The following is a 19,820-nucleotide window of genomic DNA, read 5'->3' on the forward strand; positions in this document are numbered from 1 at the left end:
ACCCACGTACTTACGACCATGTAAGTTACATAACTGTAATTTGGCGGAATGCCGAGAGAATCGGGGAAATCCCTGCGAAGGTGCGAACCGAAAACCCCTGTGGCCTGAGGAGAGCCGCGAGCCTCAATAGCTAAGCCACACGCCCTTCACTTTCGACTGCCCGACGCCCGTCTTCGAGAAGTCGCACACGCCCTGCGCGAAGATGCCCCGCAGCCGCTGCATTTCGGGGTCGGTGAGCACGACTGGCGCGTAGTCCGCGGGGTCGATCGGCTTGAGTTGACACTTGAGCACGTCATCGGACAGCGGTCCACCGGCCACCATGCGCGGCGAGGGAGTCTTCGGGTACAGGGTGTTGCACTTGCCGCTGCCGTTCAGCGTTGCGACTTCCTTGTAGCGCGCGCCATCGTTGACGTCCCAGCAGGAGTCGACCGCGTCGACCGGCTTGTGCTGCACGACCTTGTCGAGCGTGAGTGGGGCGGGGTCATCGGCGATTGCATCGAGCCAGTTCGTCATGAGGGTAAGGCGCGTCAACGTCACGTCGCGCAGCAACTGCGACAGTGGCGCCACTTGGGCGGGCTTGCCCAGCACCTGCGCCAGTTGCGGGTTCGGAAACAACCAGATCACCTGGTTGTCGGCGCGCCCGTTTGCCTTCGTCAGTTGCTCGCGAATCTTGATGTCGTTGAAGATGGTGTGGATGTCGCCTCCCGGTTCAGCGTACGGATGCACGCTCAGGATCGGCACGGTGGCCAGGCCGCCACTGCCCGAGCCGATGCGCCCCATGGCGTAGCTGCGCGCAAGGGCCTCGGCGTCGGCCTGGGTGCGCTGCGGCTTCATGATGTTGCCGTCGCCGTCGTAGCCTCCGATGTTCTCGTTGAGATCGAGGAACTGTGTCGTCGAGATGATGCCCTTGCGCAATCCGTCGAGACCGTACTGCACACCGATGTTGTCCAGCGGCCGGCGAACGAATCCCTTGGTCGCGTCACGTCCGAGGGTGTTGACGTTCATGTCGTAGACGCTGCAGCGCGCGCCCGCCGGATTTGTCACTGCGTTGTAGACCTTGCTCGAGTCGATGAGCCCGCATGCAGGCGACACCGAACCGCTGGTGGCCACCACCGCGTCGCCGTTGCCTGCGTCCCATGTGGCGCAGGTGGTGCCCAGCGGCGTGTTCATGTGGCCTTCGAAGGCCTGGCGAACGGCCGACGTCACAGGATTTGCGCCGAAGTACCGGTTGAGCAGGCGGCAATCCGACACCTCCATCGCTGTCCCGAACACATCGGCAAAGGCGGAGTCCGGCATGATGCCGTCAAGAACGCCGGGGTAGTTCTGCGCAATCATCATTTGCTGAATCGCGCCGCCGGAGCCTCCCATGCCGACCATCCAGCGCGGCAGGCCGTAAGCCTTGGCAATGTGCTCGCGAATCATGGTGGCGGTTTCCGCTGCCACGACGTCGTTCACGTTCACCTTGTTGATGTTGAGCGTTGACACGACGTAGGCAAAGCCCCGTTGAAGCGCCGTGATGCTCTGCTGGTCGATGGCGTCCGACTTGAACGCGTCACTCAGCGAGTTGGAGCCTTGGTTGTATTGCGCGCCGGTCGATTCGCCGAATCGGAAGACGACCCGTTGATTCCAGCCTGTGCCGTTCCATTGGCCGGCGACAGACGGGTCATCCAGAACAGCGATGCGATAGATGGAGCGATTGATGGTGCCGGACTCCACGCGCACGATGGACGGCACGGTCTTCCCGTCGATCGTCGTCGTGGTGCCAACGTCCGCAGGTCTGGGGCCAAGGGGATCGGTCAGCGCCTTGCGCACACCGGCACTCGTGAAATAGAACCAGTCATAACGCGTGGCAACCGAGCAGTTGGCATCCAGTGGTGCGCCGAGGCCGGATTCGGTGGTGCGGCATTCGAATGGCGCGAGTTGCGCGCCGGAAAACATCGGGCCGGTTATCGAGTGATTGGTGATCACAAGCTCGCCGCGGGCCCTGTTCGTTCCGATCGTGGCGACCAGTTTGTTGTCCCCGATGGAAAGTCCCGATACCAGGCCACGCAAGTTGCGCCCGTCGCCGCTGGCTGTCAGGCCCGCCGTGACGTCATCTCCGTTGCGAGTGAGTCGAACGTCTTTGGCATCGAATCCGGTGGGCAGACTCACCTCGACCAAGGTGTCGCCGCCGCTGACCAGGTCGGCGCGGCTGGACAGCGTTGCGATCTTGAGTTGGGCCGGTTCAGGCGTCTGCGGTGCGCCCGGCGTGCCTGCGTTGCCTGATGCACCTGCGTTCCCTGAGGCACCTGCGTTGCCCGACCCACCGATGGGAAAGCCGCTCGCGCTGCCGCCCCCTCCGCAAGACGCCAGTCCACCTATCAACATGCACCCCAGGATTGCGGCGAGCGAAACCTTCCGCAGTCGGAGGGTTGATTGTCTGTTCATCTGTCTCTCCAGAATTGCTGACCGGCCGTACCGCCTTCACGCGCAGCGATGCATGAGGCGGGGAAAGAACTTACAAATACGTAAGTTACGGCACTGTAATTTGAGACAGCGCGCCGAAAATTGGGGAAATCCCGCGCGGAATCGCGAACGGTCGGCGGCCCTTGGCTTGATCGCGAGTCGAAGAGAGCGAGTCGAAGAGGATCAGACGGGCCGACTGTCCCGCCACCGGTAGTACCGAACCGAAGGCGCGAGGAACCACGGATTCCCGGTATAGAGAGGCCGTGTCTGAAAGGCCAGCCCGTCGAGCGCCGTGCGGCCCTCGGCCAGGCCCAGCACCTGCTGGCCGACGCGCATGCCGAAGTAGCTGGAAGTCCCCACTCCAGCGCCGCAGTAACCCATTGCATAGTGCATGCCGTCGTGCTTGCCGACGTGCATCAGCTCGTCGAAGGTGTAGGCCACCAAGCCGCACCACGAATGACTGACTCGCGTACCCGCCAGTTCCGGGAAAACCTTCACCATGTCCGCGTGCAGCTTCGGTCCGCTGACGCGCGGATCCGTCTCCTGATGCGAGACACGGCCGCCGAAGAGGATGCGCGTGCGATCCGGCGAGGAACGGTAGTAATAGACCACCTTGCGCGTATCGCTGACGATCCGGTTCTTCGGGATCAGGCGATCCATCAGCCCAGGCGGCAACGGGTCGGTCGCGATCATGTAGCTGCCGATCGGAATCACGCGCCTCTGCAGCCACGGCGTGACTCCGCCGGTGTAGCCGTTGGTCGCCACGACCACGTCCCGCGCAGAGACCGCACCTCGCAGGGTCTGCACCACGAAGCCGTCGCCGCGCTTGTCGACGCGGGTCACGGCCGTGCGCGGCGCCACTTGCACGCCGGCTGCCAGTGCGCGCTCCAGCAGTCCTTGGTGGTATCGGGCCGGATGCACGGAGCAATGCTGCGTGTAGACCGCCCCGCCCCAGTACGCGTCGGTGCCGAGTTCGCTGCGCTGCTCGGCGCGCGGCACCATGTGGGCATCGACCTCGAGGCCAGGGGGCTGATTGCGGACTCTGGCGGCGAGCGCCTCGTACTGCGCGGGGTTGTGCGCGGCGTGAAAGCGGCCGACCGCGCCGAAATCACAGTCGATCTTTTCGCTGCGAATGAAATCGCTGACAAAAGCCAGCGACCGCTGCCCTTCCCGCAGGATCTCGAAGGCCAGCGAGGAACCATGGCGGCGCGCCAGTTGGTCGAAGCTGGGCTTGATGCTGGTGGAGACCTGGCCGCCATTGCGCGTGCTGCAGCCCCAGCCGGCCTCCTCGGCATCCAGAACGAGGGTCGAGCGCTGGCCGCGCGCGGTCTGCAGCGCCGCATGCAGGCCGGTGTAGCCGGCGCCGATGACCGCCACGTCGACGCTTGGCGGCAGCGGCGTGTCGGTGATGACGGGGCGCGGCACGTCGTCCCACCAGTACGGGGCGAGCTTGCAATCGGCCAGCAGGTCAACGTCGGGATTTTTCATCGAAGGCTCGTTGGCTCATGGTCGGCGAGGACCGCCGCTGCGCCCTTCTCGGCGAGCATGAGAGTTGGGGCATTGGTGTTGCCTGAAGGGAGGGTGGGAAAAACCGAGGCATCGATCACGCGCAACCGCTCTATGCCGTGCACCCGCAGTCGCGAATCGACGACCGAGTCTTCGGCTCTTGGACCCATGCGGCAAGTCCCGACAGGATGAAAGACAGTCGATGCGCGCTGGCGGATGTCCTCCTGCAGTTGTTCGCGCGACTCGATCTGCGGGCCCGGAACCAGCTCGCTCTCGATCACCGAGCGCAGCGCCGGCGTGGCCGCGAGCTTGCGCAGGAACAGCGTCGCTTCGAGCATGTCCTGGCGGTCGCTCTCGGTGTCCAGCGAGCGCGGCATGATGAGCGGCGCCTGCAGGGGATCGACGCCTTGCAACTGAAGCTCACCGCGGCTGGTGGGCTTGCACGGCTGTGCGCCCAGCAGGAAGCCGGGATAGGGGTCGGGCCGCATCAATTCCCGCTTGCCGGTGCGCGCACGCAGATAGCTCAAGGGTGAGAAATAGAGCTGCAGGTTGGGCCGCTCCAGGCCCGGACGCGAACGCACGAAGCCCCCGCCCTGATTCACGCTGAGCGCCAACGGTCCGCGCCGGCCGGCCATATAGCGCATGCCTGCCCAGAGCTTCGCGTGCCATGGCCCCAGCTCGGTGTTGAGGCTCGGCACTCGCGATCGATACAGGTGATCGATGCACAGGTGGTCCTGCAGGTTCTGCCCCACCGCGGACCGCTCGGCAACGGTGGCAATCCCGTGTGCCTGCAATTGCGCGCCCGGGCCGATCCCCGAGAGCATCAGAAGTTGCGGCGAGTTGATCGCCCCGGCGGACAGGATCACCTCGCGCCGCGCACGTGCTTCGTGCACGTGACCACCGAGCCGGAAACGGACGCCGGTCGCTTGCGTGCCGGACAACAGGATCCGCGTGACCTGTGCGTCGGTACGCACGGTGAGTGCCGCGCGTTTCATCGCCGGATGAAGATACGCCGTGCTGGCCGATTCGCGCAGTCCATTGCGGGTCGTGATCTGGTAGATGCCGACGCCCTCCGCGCTGGCGCCGTTGAGGTCGTCGTTGACCGTCAGCCCAAGCTCCGCGCCCGATTGCAAATAGGCTTGGCACAGCGGATGCACCGAGCCGCTCACATCGCTGACGTGCAGCGGACCGCCCGCACCGCGCGATGCGCTGGGCCCATGGTCGCTGTCCTCGAGCTTCTTGAACCACGGCAAGACGTCATCCCAGCCCCAACCGCCGTTGCCCATCGCGGCCCACTCGTCGAAATCGGCCGGCTGGCCGCGCACGAACACCATGGCGTTGATGCTGCTGGATCCGCCGAGCACCTTGCCGCGCGGCCAATAGCCTTGGCGTCCGGCCAGGCCCGGATCTGCCGCGGTGCGGTACATCCAGTTCACGGCGGGGTTGTAGAACGAGGTGCCGTAGCCGATCGGCACCTTGAGCCAGAAGCGCCGGTCGCTGCCGCCCGCTTCGAGCAGAAGTACCGAATGCTGCCCCGAAGCGGTGAGTCGATTGGCCAGCACGCAGCCCGCCGACCCTGCGCCGATGACGATGAAGTCGAATTCCGTCACGGCGCGGGCGGGCCTTCAGCGCACATCCCGTTTTCCGATGAACTGGGTGAAAACCAGCAGCAGCGACGACACGGAAATGATCAACGTCGAGATCGCGCCGATGGTCGGATCGACCTGATCGCGCAGCGCATTGAACATGTTGCGCGTCAAGGTCGAATGGTCGCCGCCCGAGACGAAAAGCGACACCACCACCTCGTCGAAAGAGGTCAGGAAAGCCAGCACGGCAGCGGTCACCACGCCGAAGCGAATCTGCGGAAGCGTCACCAGCCAGAAGGCGCGCAGCCGCGAGGCGCCCAGGCTGCGGGCGACCAGCTCCTGGTTCAGGTCGAAAGACTTCAGCGCCGACGCGACCACCATCATGACGACCGGCACCGCGAGCATGCTGTGCGCGAGCGCCAGGCCCAGCAGCGTGTTCACCAGCTTGAGCTTCACGTAGGCGTAGAACACGCCGATGCCGATCAGGATCACGGGCACCACCATCGGCGTCAGCAGCAGCATCGTCATCAGCCCCGCGAAACGCCAGCGCGAGGCATGCAAGCCATAGGCGGCCATCGTGCCGAGCGGCGTCGCCACCAGCGTGGTCAGCGCCGCTGCCTTGAGCGAGGTCGCGGTTGCCTGCATCCAGGACGGCGAAGCGAAGTAGCTCGTGTACCAGCGCAGCGACCACTCGCGCGGCGGAAACTCGAGGTACTGCGAGGCTGAGAACGACATCGGGATCACGATCAAGGTCGGAATCACCAGGAACAGCATCACGAGCCCCGCCAGCGCGTAGAGCCAGAGCCGCCCGCCGCGCGTGACCTGGGTCTGCGTCACCGGCCGCCTGAGCCAATCGAGCATGCTCATCGGGCCTCCTGCCCGCCGAACAGGCCGCGCGCACCCATCAGCTTCGATGCGAGCATGATGACCGCCACCGTGAGCACCAGCAGCACCACACCCAGCGCACTGGCCGCTCCCCAGTTGAAGAACACTTCAATGTCGTTGGCGATGCGGCTCGACACCATGATCACCTTGCCGCCTCCGAGTACCGCCGGCGTGATGTAGAAGCCCAGGCACAGAATGAAGACGATCACTGCGCCGCTGCTCAGGCCCGGCAGCGACAGCGGCAGGAACACCAGCCAGAAGGTGCGTGCCGGCGAAGCACCCAGGTTGGCAGCGGCCTTGAGGTAGTCGCGGTCGATGGCGCGCATGCATGAATACAGCGGCAGGATCAGGAAAGGCAGCATCACGTGCACCGTGCCGATCAGCGTACCGGTGAGGTTGTGCACCAGTGCCAGCGGCTCTTCCCACAAGCCCAGCGCAATCCCCCATTCATTGATCAGCCCCTTGCGCTGCAGGAGCACCAGCCACGCGTAGGTGCGCACCAGCAACGATGTCCACAGTGGCAGAAGCACGGCGATCATGCAGAGGTTGGCCGCCCGCCGCGGCAACTCGGACAGGCAATAGGCCAGCGGATAGCCGATCAGCATGCACAGGCCGGTGGTCATCAGGCTGACCTGGAAGGTGGTCGCGAAGGTGCGCCAGTACGAGGGCTGCTCCCACATCCGCTGGTAGTTCTCGAGAGTCCACTGACCGCTATCGGACAACAGCGACAGGTAGAACAGCCAGGCGACCGGCACCAGCATCGTGACCGCGATCAGTACCAGCGCCGGCGCGACCAGCCCGAGCAGGCCCAGCCGCTCCCATTGCGCGACGCGGCGCAGTGTCTGCGCGTTGGGCTCGGCGCGGCCTTGTGCAGGCAGCGGATCCGCACACGCGGCGGCCAGCGCCGTCACGACGCCACTCCTTCGGGCGGCAGCAGCACGGTGTCCTGCGCACTCAGGCCCAGCCGCACTGCAGCGCCCTGCTCGGGTGGCGATTGGCCGGTGGCATGGATGGCATGGCGCAGCCAGATCATCGTGCCATCGTCGAGCGCTACGTTCAGCAAGGCGCTGTCACCCTGGTACACCTGCGCCACCAGCCTGCCATCGAAGACATTCAGCTCAAGGTCGGTGTCGGCCTGCCCCGCCGCCAGCAAGCGCAAGCGCTCAGGACGCAACATCAACAGCCGCGCGCCATCGGCGCCAGGATGCTCGGCCGCACGCAGCGTGCGCTCGGCCAGCATGACCCGCCCCTGCTCCACCGTCACCGGCACGAAGGTCGATTCGCCGATGAATTCGGCCACGAAGCGATGAGACGGGCGCTCGTAGATGGCACGCGGCGTGTCGAGCTGCACGATGCGGCCGCCATTCACGACGGCGATGCGGTCCGACATCGTAAGCGCCTCGCGCTGGTCGTGCGTCACGTAGACGGTGGTCATGCCGAGCTTGTCGTGCAGTTGGCGCAGTTCGATCTGCATGTGCTCGCGCAATTGCTTGTCGAGTGCCGACAGCGGTTCGTCCATCAGCATGATGCGCGGCTCGAAGACCATTGCGCGGGCCAGCGCCACGCGCTGGCGCTGGCCGCCCGACAACTGGTCGATGGCACGCGCGCCGTAGCCGCCGAGTCGCACCATCTCCAGGGCCTTTTCCACGCGCTCTGCGCTCTCTCGGCGGCTCACCCCGCGCAGCCGCAGCGCGAACGCCACGTTGTCCGCCACGCTCATGTGCGGGAAAAGCGCGTAGTTCTGGAACACCATGCCCACGCCGCGCTTGTGCGGCGGCGTGGCGATCATCTCGGCATCGCCGAATTTCAGGCTGCCATGGTCGGGCCGGGTGAAGCCGGCCAGCACGGTCAGGAGCGTAGTCTTGCCCGAGCCCGAGGGCCCGAGCAGGGTCAGGAATTCACCGCTGCGGATGTCCAGGTCGACATGGTCGAGCGCAAAGACGTTGCCGTACTTCTTGGTCACCTGGCGCATCGAGATCGGCAGCGACGAATTGCGCACCATGCATCAACCTGCTTTCTGGAAAGTTTGTGCAGTCCGCCGCGCGGGCCGCCAAGTATCGAGGAGCCCGCCCTGCGCGGGCTACTCCGTCAGCATGTTCTGGTACATCTGGGCCGCACGGGCTTCGTTCTTCAGGTACCAGGCGGGATCCAGCAGGATCTGCTTCGCGGCGTTCTGAGGATAAGTGGGCAGGCCCTTGGCCACTGCCGGGTCGATGGCGCTGCCCTCGAAGGTCTTCTTGTTGGTCGGGCCGTAGTTGATGTACTTCACGAGTTCCGCCTGGTACTGCGGCTTGCCGATCTCGTTCAGGAACTTCATGGCGAGCGCCTGGTTCGGCGCGCCCTTGGGCACGGCGTAGCAATCGACGTCGAGGATCGCCTGGTCGTAGCCGTACTTGACGTTTCCGCCGTCCTTGATGACGCCGTCGAAGCGGCCGTTCCAGCCGGTCACCATGTCCACCTCGCCGTCCTTCATGAGCTGCGCGTGCTGCGCGCCGGAGGACCACCACACTGCGATGCTGGGCTTCAGGTCCTTGATCTTCTTGAGCGCACGCTCGATGCCGCCGGGAGCCGACAACACTTCGTAGACCTTCTCGGGCGGCACGCCGTCGGCCATCAGCGCTGGCTCGAGCGAGCCGGCCACCGCGTTTCGGTAAGAGCGCTTGCCGGGAAATTTCTTCACGTCCCAGAAATCGGCCCAGGTCTGCGGCTGCGGACGACCCTCCGGATAGGTCTTGGTGTTGTAGGCAAAGACGTTGGAGAACACGGTGCCGCCCACGCAGTATTCGGTGGCCAGTCCGGGCCCAAAGGTCGAGACGTCGACGGTCTTGTAGTCGATCGGCTCCAGCAGACCTTCAGCGCCCGCGCGTGCGGCACTGCCGGCGCCGCTGCCCACGATGTCCCAACTCACCGCGCCGGCCTTGGCCTTCAGGCGCAGGTCGGCGATGCCGGTGTACGTTTCCTCCTTGAGCGTGATGCCCAATGCCTTTGCTGCCGGGGCCCACTTGGCCTTCATCTGCGCCTCCTGGAAAGCGCCGCCGAAGGACACGATGGTCAACTGCTGCTGCGCGGCGGCATGCCCGGCCAGCAACACACTCAACGCGGCGAGGGTTCCCAGCGTCAGTCGCCTGCGGATCGAAAGTCTCTTCATGGATTCACTCCTTGTCGAATCATCTTGCACAGTCATTCCCAACGCGGCGAGGTCCGGCGTCGCCGATTCCGATCATGCGATACGTGCCGCCACCGACTTGATGCGGCTGTAGCTGCGCAACGCCTCCATGCCCTTTTCGCGGCCGAAGCCCGACAGCTTGTTGCCGCCGAAGGGCACCGCGATGCCGCCAGCGAAATACTCATTGATGAAGACCTGCCCCGCGTCGATGTCGCGTGCGAGCCGATGCGCCGCCGAGAAGCTACCGGTGTAGATGCCGGCGACCAACCCGAAGGCGGTGCCGTTGGCCAGCGCCACCGCCTCCTCCAGGTCGTCGAAGACCTGCACGGCAAGGACCGGACCGAAGATCTCTTCTTGCACCGCCTCGTCCTGCGGCTCCAGGTCGTCCAGGATGGTGGGCTGGTAGAACCAGCCGCGCCCAGTCAGCGGATCGGCGCAGGCCTGGCCGCCGGTGCGCACGCACACGCCGCGCTCACGCGCTCTATCGACGTAGCCCGCGATCTTTTCCCGGTGTGCGAACGAATTCACTGGGCCCATGCCGGTGTCGCGCAGGCCATGTGCCAACGTCATCGCCTCGACCCGCGCCCGCAGGCGCTCGACGAAGGCCTCATGGATCTCGCGCGCAATGACCAGCCGCGAGCCGGCCGAGCAGATCTGGCCCGCGTTCTCGTAGATCGCGCCGAGCACGCCCTCGATCGCCGCATCCACGTCGCAATCGGCAAGCACCACCACGGGCGACTTGCCGCCGAGTTCGAGCACCAGTCGCGTGACGTGCGCCGCGGCCGCCTGCATGACCTGAATGCCGGTCGCCACCGATCCCGTGAAGCTGATGTGCTGCACGCCCGGATGCCGCACCAGCGCCGCACCGGCCCCGGCGCCGGTGCCGGTAACCACGTTGCAGACGCCATCGGGCAGGCCCGCCTCCCCGCACAGCGCGGCCAGCATCAGCGCCGTGAGGGGCGTCTGCTCGGCCGGCTTGGCGACGACCGTGCAGCCGGCAGCGAGCGCGGGCGCCATGCCGCGCGCAGCGGTCGAGAGCGGGTAGTTCCAGGGAATGATGTGGGCCGTGACGCCGACCGGCTCGTTGAGCGTGTAGGCCAGGTGATCGGCGCCCAGCGGAATGCTGTCGCCCTGGTGCTTGTCGCAGGCACCCGCGTAGTACTCGAAGGTAGCGGCCGCGCCGGCGACGTCGGCCTGCGCCTCCGACAGGCGCTTGCCCGAGTCGAGAGTCTCCGCCACCGCGAGCCGGTTGGCCGAGGCGCGGATGCGCTCGGCGATGCGCGACAACAGGCGCCCTCGCTGCGCCGGTGCGAGTGCGCGCCACGGGCCCCGCAGCGCAGCCTGCGAGGCACGCACCGCACCATCGACATCGTCGGCATCGCCCACGGCAAAGCTCGAAAAAGCCTGGCCCGTGCCCGGGTCGAAAGTCTCCATGCGCGCGCCTTGCGCAGAAGGCGTGAAGCGGCCGTCGATGAAGTGTTCACCCGGCAGGCCTGAGATGCGGCCCGTGGCCTGGGCCTCGCGCACGAGTGCCTGAAGCTCGGCGTTCATCGGCCCAACTCCGAGAGCTGGTAGCTGGAGCGCGCCAACCATTCCGGGTCGATTTCCACGCCCCACCCGGGTTCGTCCGGGACTGTGACATGGCCGTCGCGCACCGCATAAGGCGCGCGCACGAACAGGCCTTCCTGCCATGGGTAATAGTCGGCGCCCTCGATCGAGAATTCGAGGTACTTCCCCGCATTCGGAATGGCGCGCAGCATGTGCATGGTGAACACAGTGACCATGGAAAGGTTGGCGCTGTGCGGGGTACACGGCAGGCCGGCTTCGGCCGCCATCCGCGCCACGCGCAAGGTGCGCGAGATGCCACCCACATAGCAGACGTCGGGCTGCACGATGTCCACCGTGTGGCTCGCGATCATGTGCTTCCACATCGGGAGATAGCAGTCCTGCTCGCCGCCGGTGACGTCCAGCGTGAGCGCCTCACGCACCTGCCGCGTCTGGTCGAGTTCCCAATAGGGGCACGGCTCCTCGAAGTGCTCGATGCCCTGGTCCTGCAGCAGGGCGCCGACCTCGATGGCCCGGGCCGGCGAGAAGCCGCTGTTGCCATCGACAAGGAGCGCGGCGCCGCCGAGCGCGCGCCGCATCGTGGGCACGATCTCCTCGGTGCGGCCCGGCCATTCGTCGATGTCGTGGCCGCACTCGGCGCCGACACGGAACTTGAAGGCGTCGAAGCCATCCCGGTCGCGCAACGCCAGCAGACGGCGAGCTTCGTCTTGCGGCTGGATGTCGCGCTTCATCGACGAGGCATAGGCGCGCAGCGGCCCCGGCGTGCCGCCCAGCAGTTCGCACACGCTCTTGCCTGCGCGCTTGCCACGCAAGTCCCACAAGGCGGTGTCGAGGCCGCCGATCGCCCGGTACAGATAGGCGCTCGGGAACTTGTGTTCGCGCTCGGCGATGTGGTCGGCCAGCGCATCCAGATCCTCATCGTCCTGGCCCAGTGACCAGGGCGCGACCTGGCGGTGCAGCACCTGCGAGCTGATGTCGGCGTTGTAAGGCGAGACCTGGCCCCAGCCCTGGCGACCGTCTTCGCCGGTCACCCGCACGAAACCGACATGGCGATTGGAAAAGGTCTCGATCTTCAGGATCTTCATGAGGCGGAACCGGTGGAACCGATGGAAGCAAGGCCTCCATGTTGGGCGCGAAGTGGCCTGCAAGACAGGTCCATTCTGATGTTTGACTGATACCATTTTGAAAACGACAACGAGGAGATTCCATGGTCAAACGCGCCGGCGGATCATTGCTGCTTTCGCTGCGCATCGACCCTGGTTCGCAGCAGCCGATCAGCACTCGCCTGTGCGTCGCGCTGCGCGAGATGATCCTGAGCGGCGGCTTCAATGCCGGCGACCGATTGCCCGCCAGCCGTACCCTGGCCAAGCAGATCGGCGTCTCGCGGACCACCGTGATCGAAGTCTTCGACCGCCTTGGCGCCGAAGGGCTGGTCGAGTCGCGCACCGGCGCCGGCACCTTCGTGAGTGCCGTGCTGGCCGCGGCTCGCCCGTTGCCCCTGAAGCCGGCATCGAAGTCGACGCAGGCCGCCCCGCGGCCCGAGCCGCCGGTGCTCTCGACCGTGATGCAGCAGGCGGTGCAGCGCTTCGGCACCCGCCAGCGGCTCCCGCACGTGACCCGCGCCTTCACGACTGCGCTGCCCGCCTTCGACGCCTTCCCGCAGGCCCAGTGGGCGCGGCTGTCCGCCAAGTACCTGCGTGGCGGGCGCGACGAGCTCATGGGCTATGGCGACCCCAACGGATCGCCGCAGCTGCGCCGCGCGATTGCCTCGCACCTGCGCGCCAACCGCGGTATTACCTGCGACCCCGAGCAACTCTTCATCGTCGGCGGCGCCCAGCAGGCCTTTCACCTGATCGGCTCGACACTGCTGAATCCGGGCGACAAGGTCTGGTTCGAGAACCCGGGCGCGATCGGTGCACGCAACAGCTTGATCGCGACCGGCGCCGAGCTGGTGCCTGTGCCCGTCGATGACGAAGGCCTGCGCGTGAGCGAGGGCCTTCGCCTGGCGCCGCGCTTCCGGCTGGCCTTCGTCACGCCTTCGCACCAGCAGCCGCTGGGCAATGTGATGAGCCTGGAGCGCCGTTTCGGGCTGCTGCATGCGGCGGAGCGCGCGGGCGCCTGGATCATCGAGGACGACTACGACGGCGAGTTCTTCTTCCGCGGGCGTCCGCCGCCGACGCTCAAGAGCGTGGACACCACCGGCCGCGTGATCTATGTGGGCACCTTCAGCAAGTCGCTGTTTCCGGCGCTGCGGCTGGGCTACCTGCTGGCGCCGCCCGCGCTGGTCGACACCTTCAGGATCATCATGAGCCACTTCCTGCAGGGCGTGCCTTCGCACACGCAGGCGGTGGTCGCCGAGTTCATTGACGAGGGCCATTTTTCGGCCCATCTGCGCCGCATGCGGCAACTCTATCTGGAGCGGCATGAAACCCTGGTCGACACCTGCCGCGCGCGATTGGGCGGACTGCTCGACATCGTGCCCACGCATGGCGGGCTGCACACGATCGCGCAGCTACCCCGTCATGTCTCCGAGGGCGCGATCGCCCGCGACGCCGAACTGCACGGCATCAGCACGTCGCCCATCGGGCGCTTCGCGCTGACGCAGGTCAATGACAACGGACTGGTGCTGGGCTTCGGCAGTGTTCCGCCGGCGGCCATCTCGGCCGGGGTGGAAGTGCTCGCGAAGGTGCTGGAGGCGCGATCGATTCACGCGCGTTGACCGTCGTGGTCGGTCAATGATGGATGACCGTCGTTGCCGGTCAATGATGGATGACCGTCGATGCCGGTCAGGGAATCCTGCACTTCGTCCTCGAACCCCGCCACAGGCTGCGCCTTCGCAAGCGCCATCCAGATGCCGAAAGGCATGCGCGGGAGGGCACGGTGGACGGCCGCACGCGCCACGACCAGCCGCTCCGCCTGCGCGACCAGCACGCCGCATTCCGCCGGAATCTCGTCCGGCTCGCCGATCGGCCTCCCGCGCGCATCGCAGCCCAGCACGTACCAGCATTCGCCGCCCAGGTCGAGATAGGCCGCACGCTTGTCGGGCTTGCGCAAGTCGCTCAGAAGATCGGCCCGGCTCACCTTGACCTCATGCACGACAGGTTGCGCATAAGCCTCCACACTGGTGTTGCGGATCGAAAACACATCCGGTCGCGCAATGCACCATCGGGCCTTGTCGTCTCCGGGAACGGGCGCGAGCCGCGCGCGGAGGCTGAGTCCCCGCCATGCGATGCGCCCTGCCCGCGTCATCTCGCGTGCGATCCGCTCCACGAGCGCCTCGTGCCGCGAGAGCGCCCCGCGATGGATGACCAGCGAAGTCGCGATGTGCGCGATGCCTGCGTCGGTCACGCGCAGCGTTTCGTGGCCGTGCGCGGACCGCACGCGTTCCAGAAGCCCAGCGGCGAGCAGGTCGATCTCGATCGCATCGCAGCACGGCCAGCCGGCCGACCGATAGACCTCGCGCAACCGTCGCGCGTGTACGCGTCCGAGCACCCCGAGCGCCCCGATGGCGGACGCGCCGGGCGGCGGATCGGCCACCGGCGCCGGCGCGCCGGGCTCCACCAGTGGAGGATCTGCCGCGGGTGGATCGACCACGGGCGGCGGCGGCGGAGGTGGGGCGGGTGGCAATGGCGTGGGCAGGTCGGGTGCCGGTGGAGGGGGCCCGATCGGTGCGCCGACAAGATTGCGCTGCAAAGCAAGAGCGTCCATGGCGCTAGGTTAACGCTGCGGAGCGCGCGTTTGAAGCGCCGGTCGTCAAGCCCAGGCTTCGAGCACCGCGCCCCTGACCGCGTCGACCGCCGCGGTGCGCTTGCCGCCGGCAGGCGCAACCCAGCATAGCCAGGTGTGCGAACGCCATCCTTGCCAGATGGAGAGCTCACCCTGTCGCTCGCCCTGCTCGGCTTGATCGAGACGCAAGAGCCCGGCGCCAAGTCCGCTGGCGACCATCGCGCGCATGGCGGTTTCGCTGTCGGCCGTCTGCGTCGGACGGTACTCGCGGCCAATGCTCGCGAAGAGGCCGTCCAGATGCGCGCGCAGGATGCACGAGGCCGGCGTGCCGACCCACGGCAGGGTGGTGAGTGATTCGAGGGTGAGCGCCGGATGCGCCTTCGCAAGCGGCGGCGGCAGCGTGACGACCAAGTCGACGATGCCGAGGCGCTGCACGACCAGGCCCTCGATCTCTTCGCTGTCACTCAGGGCGTAGGCGCAGTCCAGCTCGCCGCGCCGCACGCCTTCCAGCGTCTGGTGCGACAGCCCCTGTTGCAGTTGCAGCGTGACCTGCGGATGTCGCTCGGCCAGCTTCACCAGCACATCGCCCAGCCGCAGCGCCACTGGGTCGACCACGGTGCCGAAGCGAACGACGCCCTGCGCGGCGCCGCGAATCTGCTCCGCCGTCGACCGCATGCGCGTTGCCGAGGCCAAGGTGCGCTCGGCTTCTTCGAGCAGGCCCACGCCGGCTTCGGTCGGCGTCATGCCACGCGGGGTGCGGTCGAAGAGCTTCACGCCCAGTTCGTCCTCCAGTGCCTTGAGTTGCGCGCTCACCGCCGGCGCACTGGTGAAGACGCGTTCGGCAGCGCGCGTCAGGCTGCCTTCGCGCGCGATGGCGACGAAGGTCTTGAGTTGGTAGAGCTCCATGCGGCAAATTGTGCGTGCATCGCGGGCCTTCGGCCATTCGCTTTTCCTGAGGCCCCGGTCCAAAGAAACGAATGGTCGCCGGCCGCTTCCGCGCCCATGCTCCAGGCATCGAATTCAATGCCTGAGGCACTCCATGACAAATCATCCCCGTACGCTCGGCATTGCCGCACTGCTGCTTGCCACATCCGCCTGGGGCGGCATGTTCCTCGTCAGCAAGGGCGTGCTGCACCACGTCGACCCCTTCTGGCTCACGCTGATCCGCTACAGCCTGTCAGCGATGCTCTTTGTCGCGCTGCTGGCGCCACGCGGCGCCGCGCCGTGGATCAAGCTGCAAGCGTATGCGGTTCCGCTTGCAATGCGAGGCTTGGCGGGCTTCGGGGTCTTCAGCGTGATGCTGCTGACCGGGCTCGCGCATTCGGTACCGTCGCACGGGGCGATCATCATGGCCACCACGCCGATGACGACGCAGTTGCTGCGCTGGGCGCTCGACGGCATTCGCCCCTCCAGGGTCACCGTCCTGACGAGCCTGCTCGCATTGGCCGGTGTCGTCATCGTCTCCGGCGTCTTGTCGCCGCATGGCGCGGGCACCGGCGAGTCCACTGCCTTCGGCGATGCGATGGCCTTCTTCGGCACGCTCGGGTGGGTCTGGTACACACGCGGCGCCGCGCAGTTTGCCGACAGGCTCGATGTCGTCGAATACAGCGCACTCACCGTCGTCGCCTCATGGCCGCTGCTTGCGCTGGGTGCCGTGGTCGCCACCGCCACGGGAGTGGCCGATGTTCCGAGCGCCTCCGGACTGATGCTGTCGTGGCACGCGCTGGCCTACGTGGGCCTGATTTCTTCGGCGGTGGCCGTGCTTGCCTTCAACTACGGCGTACGCACCATGGGCGCTGTCACCGGCACCGCTTTCCTGAACTTCGTCCCCGTCTCGGCGCTGTTGATGAGCGTCGCGCTCGGCAAGCTGCCTTCGGCGAACGAACTCCTGGGAATGTCCATGGTCGTTGCTGCACTTCTGATCCATCCCGCGAGCACCCGCACAGCCGCTGCGTCCGCGCGCCTCAATCGGCCAGCGGCGCTCGCAGCATCGGGAGTCTGCCGCGCGGCTTCCTGAAGCGGGCTAGAAGAGATCGAGGCCGGCTGCCACCATGAATGCAATGCCGGCCGAGACGCTTGCCCAGTGAGCCAGGTTCGCGAACAGATCCCAGCCGCAGTACCTGTCCTCGGCGCTGTGGGCGAAGAATTCCGCGATCGCGTCGCCGCCCTTGTTGTCGCCCGCGACCTCTGCACGTTGAAAGTCCATTGTCATGACTGCCACCTCGTGCTTCATCGTAGGGCCGGGGCGGCGCTTGCTTCGATGAAAACGGCGGGCAGCATTGATGCGGACTGGACATCAATGAAAGAAGAAGGCGCCCACCAGAAGGCGCCTGACGCGGCATCAATCGCGCCTGCCGCCGCCCGCGCTCAATTCAGCCCAATCGAGTTCCTGCACCAGCACCCGAAACGCATCGTCGCCGATGACATCATCGCGCCGCATCTCGAAGGCACGCTGCCGGGCGACCGCGATGGCGCGACGCCTGAGCGGCCCGCCGGGGACTTCGTCGATCGTCGCCTCGCGAGATTCGCTGGTGTTCAGTTCGACCACCGCGCCGTATTCCTTGCGAAGCAGCTTCGCAGGCAACGTCTCGTCGTCCTTGATTGCATCGAGCAGCGCGCCGTACGCATTCGCGCGCCCCAGGCGCACTTCGCGACCGACGGGATCGTCGTCCGTCAGGCCCAGGCGCTTGATCAGAGGGCCGATGGTCAGTCCCTGAAGCACCAGCGTGCCGAGCACCACTGCAAACGCGCACAGCAAGATGAGATCGCGATAGGGAAAGGGCGAACCGTTCGGAAGCGTCTCCGGAATGGCAAAGGCCGCCGCCAGCGTGACGATGCCGCGCATCCCCGCCCACGAGAGCACCACCGCACTGCCGACGACGGGCCGGGCCGGAACATCCTCGCGGCTTGCACGGCGATGCGTCAGCACCTTGTAGCTCATCACCCATGCAAAGCGCGCGGCGATAGTGACGCAGAGCACCACCGCCGCGGTGACGACCGCATCATTGCGCGAGCCACCGGCTTCAAGACGCTGCCAGATAGGCCGCAACTGCATGCCGATCAGCACGAACGCAAACGCGTTGAGAACGAAGACCACCGTCTCCCACACAGCGAAGATCGGCACGCGCATGTGCGCCGGCATTTGCGTGCCACCGCGGCGCGCCACCGTCATGGCATAGGCCACCAGCGTCAAGATGCCGGAAAGACCGATCGCCTCGGCGGCAATCCAGACCCCGAACGTGAGCGAGAACTGAATGATCAGCGCAATGGGCACCTCACGAAGCCCGCTCGTCAGCGGCCGCAACACGAACGCGCAACCGACGCCGGCCGCGAGGCTGCCGAACACCGTCAGCAGGAACACCGGCGCGAAACTGCCGAAGCCCAGATGGCCCGCCACCACGCTCATGATCGCGAGCCGGTAGACCAGCAGCGCACTCGCGTCGTTCAACAGGCTCTCGCCTTCGAGGATTTTCAGCAGCTTGTGCGGCAGCTTGACCTGCCGCATAACCGCTGTTGCGGCGGCGGCATCAGGCGGCGCGACGATCGCGCCCAATGCAATGGCCACCGGCCACGGCATCTCGGGCACCAGCCAACGCGCGACAAGTGCGACTGCCAGCACCGTGGTGCCTACCGCCGCAAGCACAAGCCCGGCGATCGGGCGCCAGTTCAGGCGCAGGTCGCGCAAGGAGGTGTCGTATGCCGCATCGAGCAGCACCGGCGCGACGAAGAGCGTCAGCGCGAGTTGCGGATCGAGCGTCCAGTTCGGGCTGGCGGGAACGAACGCGAGCGCGGCACCACCGAGCGCAAGAAAGGTCGGATACGGTGCGCCCACCTTGCGTGCGAGCGCGGCGAGCAGCGCCGCGCCAAGCAGCAGCATGATGATCCATTCGAAAGTGGCCATGATTGCGTCGCGATGAGTTTTTTTCGAGGCGGCATGCTACCGCCTCCAGACTGCGACGCGTTGCGGCTCACTCCTTGTAGCGCAGGGCCCAATGCCACAGCGAACGCGGCGTGGACAGCATCACCAGCACCCAGGCCGAGCGCAGCGTGAACCGCTGCCACCATGGAATGTGCGGCGACAGGAACGCGCGCCATCCGTTCATCCGCTCTCCGTCCCGCACATAGCGGCTTGCCACGACCAGCATGTGGCGATAAAGGCGCTTGGCCCTCGCCTTTTCGAACTCGGCCGGCACGCGCAACTCGCGGGCGAGTTCGAACGCCCGATGCGCGTCGACGCCACGTCCGCTGCTGGTGACCGACCCTTTCTGCACCCTGTAGCGCGAGACCGGCTCCGCAACCAGACGCGCCCAGTTGCCGCTGTTGGCCAGCCTCACCGAGAAGGCCCAATCCCCGACATTGCCGTCGCGCTCACCTCGCATGAGTTGCAGATACGTGGCCTTCTCCACCAGATAGGCGTCCGCGGGGATGGACTCCGTGAGGCACCATTCCCACACAGGGCGGGCACCGCCCGGCCCGTCCCTGCCGTACCAGAAGTCGTTGCTCGCCGAATTCCACGTGTCCACCGCACCGGACTCGTCGATGATCTGCTGCTTGCCGAACCAGAGCTTCACGCGCGGGTCGCTCTCGTTGGCACAGGCATCGGCCAGCGCTCGCAAGGCGAAGGGGCGGAGCAGATCGTCGTTGTGCAGGAAGAGCAGATGTTCGAAGCGCGCCTTCGATGCCAGAAACCAGTGATTGGGATAGATCCCCTTGGGCGGATCGCTCGGCACGTATTCGATGAGCTCTGCCAGCCCGCTCGCGGCAACGGCCGCCCGGTTCGCGGGCCAGTAGCGAGGCGGACTGTCGTCGCCGATGATGATCTCGCCGATCAGCGCGCGGTCTTGCATCGCGATGCTTTGAAGCGCTTCGCCGAGCTGCTCGGGTCGGGCGTATGCCGGAATGAGGATGGAGATCTGCACGATGCGACATCCCCGAGCGCG

General features: G+C 66.4%; 16 protein-coding genes. 2 read left to right on the forward strand and 14 right to left on the reverse strand.

Annotated elements, in window-relative coordinates:
- Positions 1 to 123 precede the first annotated feature (123 nt).
- The 9 genes from AC1DSF_RS07210 to AC1DSF_RS07250 all read right to left on the reverse strand — a co-directional run bounded on the left by AC1DSF_RS07210 (position 124) and on the right by AC1DSF_RS07250 (position 12,239).
- Positions 124 to 2,427 carry a DUF6351 family protein gene (locus tag AC1DSF_RS07210; RefSeq protein WP_478182503.1) on the reverse strand — a complete coding sequence of 768 codons (2,304 nt, stop codon included), beginning with the start codon at positions 2,425 to 2,427 and terminating at the stop codon, positions 124 to 126.
- 201 nt (positions 2,428 to 2,628) lie between these two features.
- Positions 2,629 to 3,933, reverse strand: coding sequence for an NAD(P)/FAD-dependent oxidoreductase (locus AC1DSF_RS07215; protein WP_478182504.1), 1,305 nt, complete (start codon positions 3,931 to 3,933; stop codon positions 2,629 to 2,631).
- Positions 3,930 to 5,561 (reverse strand): GMC family oxidoreductase, encoded by a 1,632-nt coding sequence (locus AC1DSF_RS07220; protein WP_478182505.1) that lies wholly within the window; start codon positions 5,559 to 5,561, stop codon positions 3,930 to 3,932. The genes AC1DSF_RS07215 and AC1DSF_RS07220 overlap by 4 nt, the downstream gene beginning before the upstream one ends.
- A 15-nt stretch (positions 5,562 to 5,576) precedes the next feature.
- Complete coding sequence (locus AC1DSF_RS07225) at positions 5,577 to 6,404, reverse strand: ABC transporter permease (RefSeq protein WP_478182506.1); 828 nt, start codon at positions 6,402 to 6,404, stop codon at positions 5,577 to 5,579.
- Positions 6,401 to 7,333 carry an ABC transporter permease gene (locus AC1DSF_RS07230; protein WP_478182507.1) on the reverse strand — a complete coding sequence of 311 codons (933 nt, stop codon included), beginning with the start codon at positions 7,331 to 7,333 and terminating at the stop codon, positions 6,401 to 6,403. Before AC1DSF_RS07230 ends, AC1DSF_RS07225 begins: the two co-directional genes overlap by 4 nt.
- Positions 7,330 to 8,424, reverse strand: a complete 1,095-nt coding sequence (locus tag AC1DSF_RS07235; RefSeq protein WP_478182508.1) for an ABC transporter ATP-binding protein — start codon at positions 8,422 to 8,424, stop codon at positions 7,330 to 7,332. Before AC1DSF_RS07235 ends, AC1DSF_RS07230 begins: the two co-directional genes overlap by 4 nt.
- A gap of 78 nt (positions 8,425 to 8,502) precedes the next feature.
- Positions 8,503 to 9,570: an ABC transporter substrate-binding protein gene (locus tag AC1DSF_RS07240; protein WP_478182509.1), complete on the reverse strand. Its 1,068-nt coding sequence runs from the start codon at positions 9,568 to 9,570 to the stop codon at positions 8,503 to 8,505.
- Positions 9,571 to 9,642: 72 nt separating this feature from the next.
- Positions 9,643 to 11,139, reverse strand: a complete 1,497-nt coding sequence (locus tag AC1DSF_RS07245; protein ID WP_478182510.1) for an aldehyde dehydrogenase family protein — start codon at positions 11,137 to 11,139, stop codon at positions 9,643 to 9,645.
- Entirely contained in the window at positions 11,136 to 12,239 is a 1,104-nt protein-coding gene (locus tag AC1DSF_RS07250) for a mandelate racemase/muconate lactonizing enzyme family protein (protein ID WP_478182511.1), read from the reverse strand. Before AC1DSF_RS07250 ends, AC1DSF_RS07245 begins: the two co-directional genes overlap by 4 nt.
- 122 nt (positions 12,240 to 12,361) lie before the next feature.
- Here AC1DSF_RS07250 and pdxR point away from each other — a divergent pair, with 122 nt between their 5' ends.
- Entirely contained in the window at positions 12,362 to 13,873 is a 1,512-nt protein-coding gene (gene pdxR, locus AC1DSF_RS07255; RefSeq protein ID WP_478182512.1) for a MocR-like pyridoxine biosynthesis transcription factor PdxR, read from the forward strand.
- Here the strand turns inward: pdxR and AC1DSF_RS07260 are convergent.
- Both AC1DSF_RS07260 and AC1DSF_RS07265 read right to left on the reverse strand, forming a co-directional pair.
- Positions 13,861 to 14,862 (reverse strand): hypothetical protein, encoded by a 1,002-nt coding sequence (locus AC1DSF_RS07260; RefSeq protein ID WP_478182513.1) that lies wholly within the window; start codon positions 14,860 to 14,862, stop codon positions 13,861 to 13,863. The two genes, pdxR and AC1DSF_RS07260, sit on opposite strands and share 13 nt — an antisense overlap.
- A gap of 45 nt (positions 14,863 to 14,907) precedes the next feature.
- Complete coding sequence (locus tag AC1DSF_RS07265) at positions 14,908 to 15,786, reverse strand: LysR family transcriptional regulator (protein ID WP_478182514.1); 879 nt, start codon at positions 15,784 to 15,786, stop codon at positions 14,908 to 14,910.
- A gap of 133 nt (positions 15,787 to 15,919) precedes the next feature.
- Between AC1DSF_RS07265 and AC1DSF_RS07270 the strand changes: the two genes are divergently transcribed.
- On the forward strand, positions 15,920 to 16,897 hold the full coding sequence (locus AC1DSF_RS07270) for a DMT family transporter (RefSeq protein WP_478182515.1): 978 nt from the start codon (positions 15,920 to 15,922) through the stop codon (positions 16,895 to 16,897).
- A gap of 6 nt (positions 16,898 to 16,903) precedes the next feature.
- On the opposite strand, the gene AC1DSF_RS07275 is transcribed toward AC1DSF_RS07270, so the two are convergent.
- From AC1DSF_RS07275 to AC1DSF_RS07285, 3 genes are all read right to left on the reverse strand, one after another.
- Positions 16,904 to 17,092 (reverse strand): hypothetical protein, encoded by a 189-nt coding sequence (locus AC1DSF_RS07275; protein ID WP_478182516.1) that lies wholly within the window; start codon positions 17,090 to 17,092, stop codon positions 16,904 to 16,906.
- 129 nt (positions 17,093 to 17,221) lie between these two features.
- Positions 17,222 to 18,781 (reverse strand): cation:proton antiporter, encoded by a 1,560-nt coding sequence (locus AC1DSF_RS07280; RefSeq protein ID WP_478143208.1) that lies wholly within the window; start codon positions 18,779 to 18,781, stop codon positions 17,222 to 17,224.
- 67 nt (positions 18,782 to 18,848) lie between these two features.
- Entirely contained in the window at positions 18,849 to 19,799 is a 951-nt protein-coding gene (locus AC1DSF_RS07285; protein WP_478126557.1) for a glycosyltransferase family 2 protein, read from the reverse strand.
- Positions 19,800 to 19,820: the final 21 nt, after the last annotated feature.

It is taken from the genome of Variovorax sp. 01N429 (assembly GCF_056399425.1).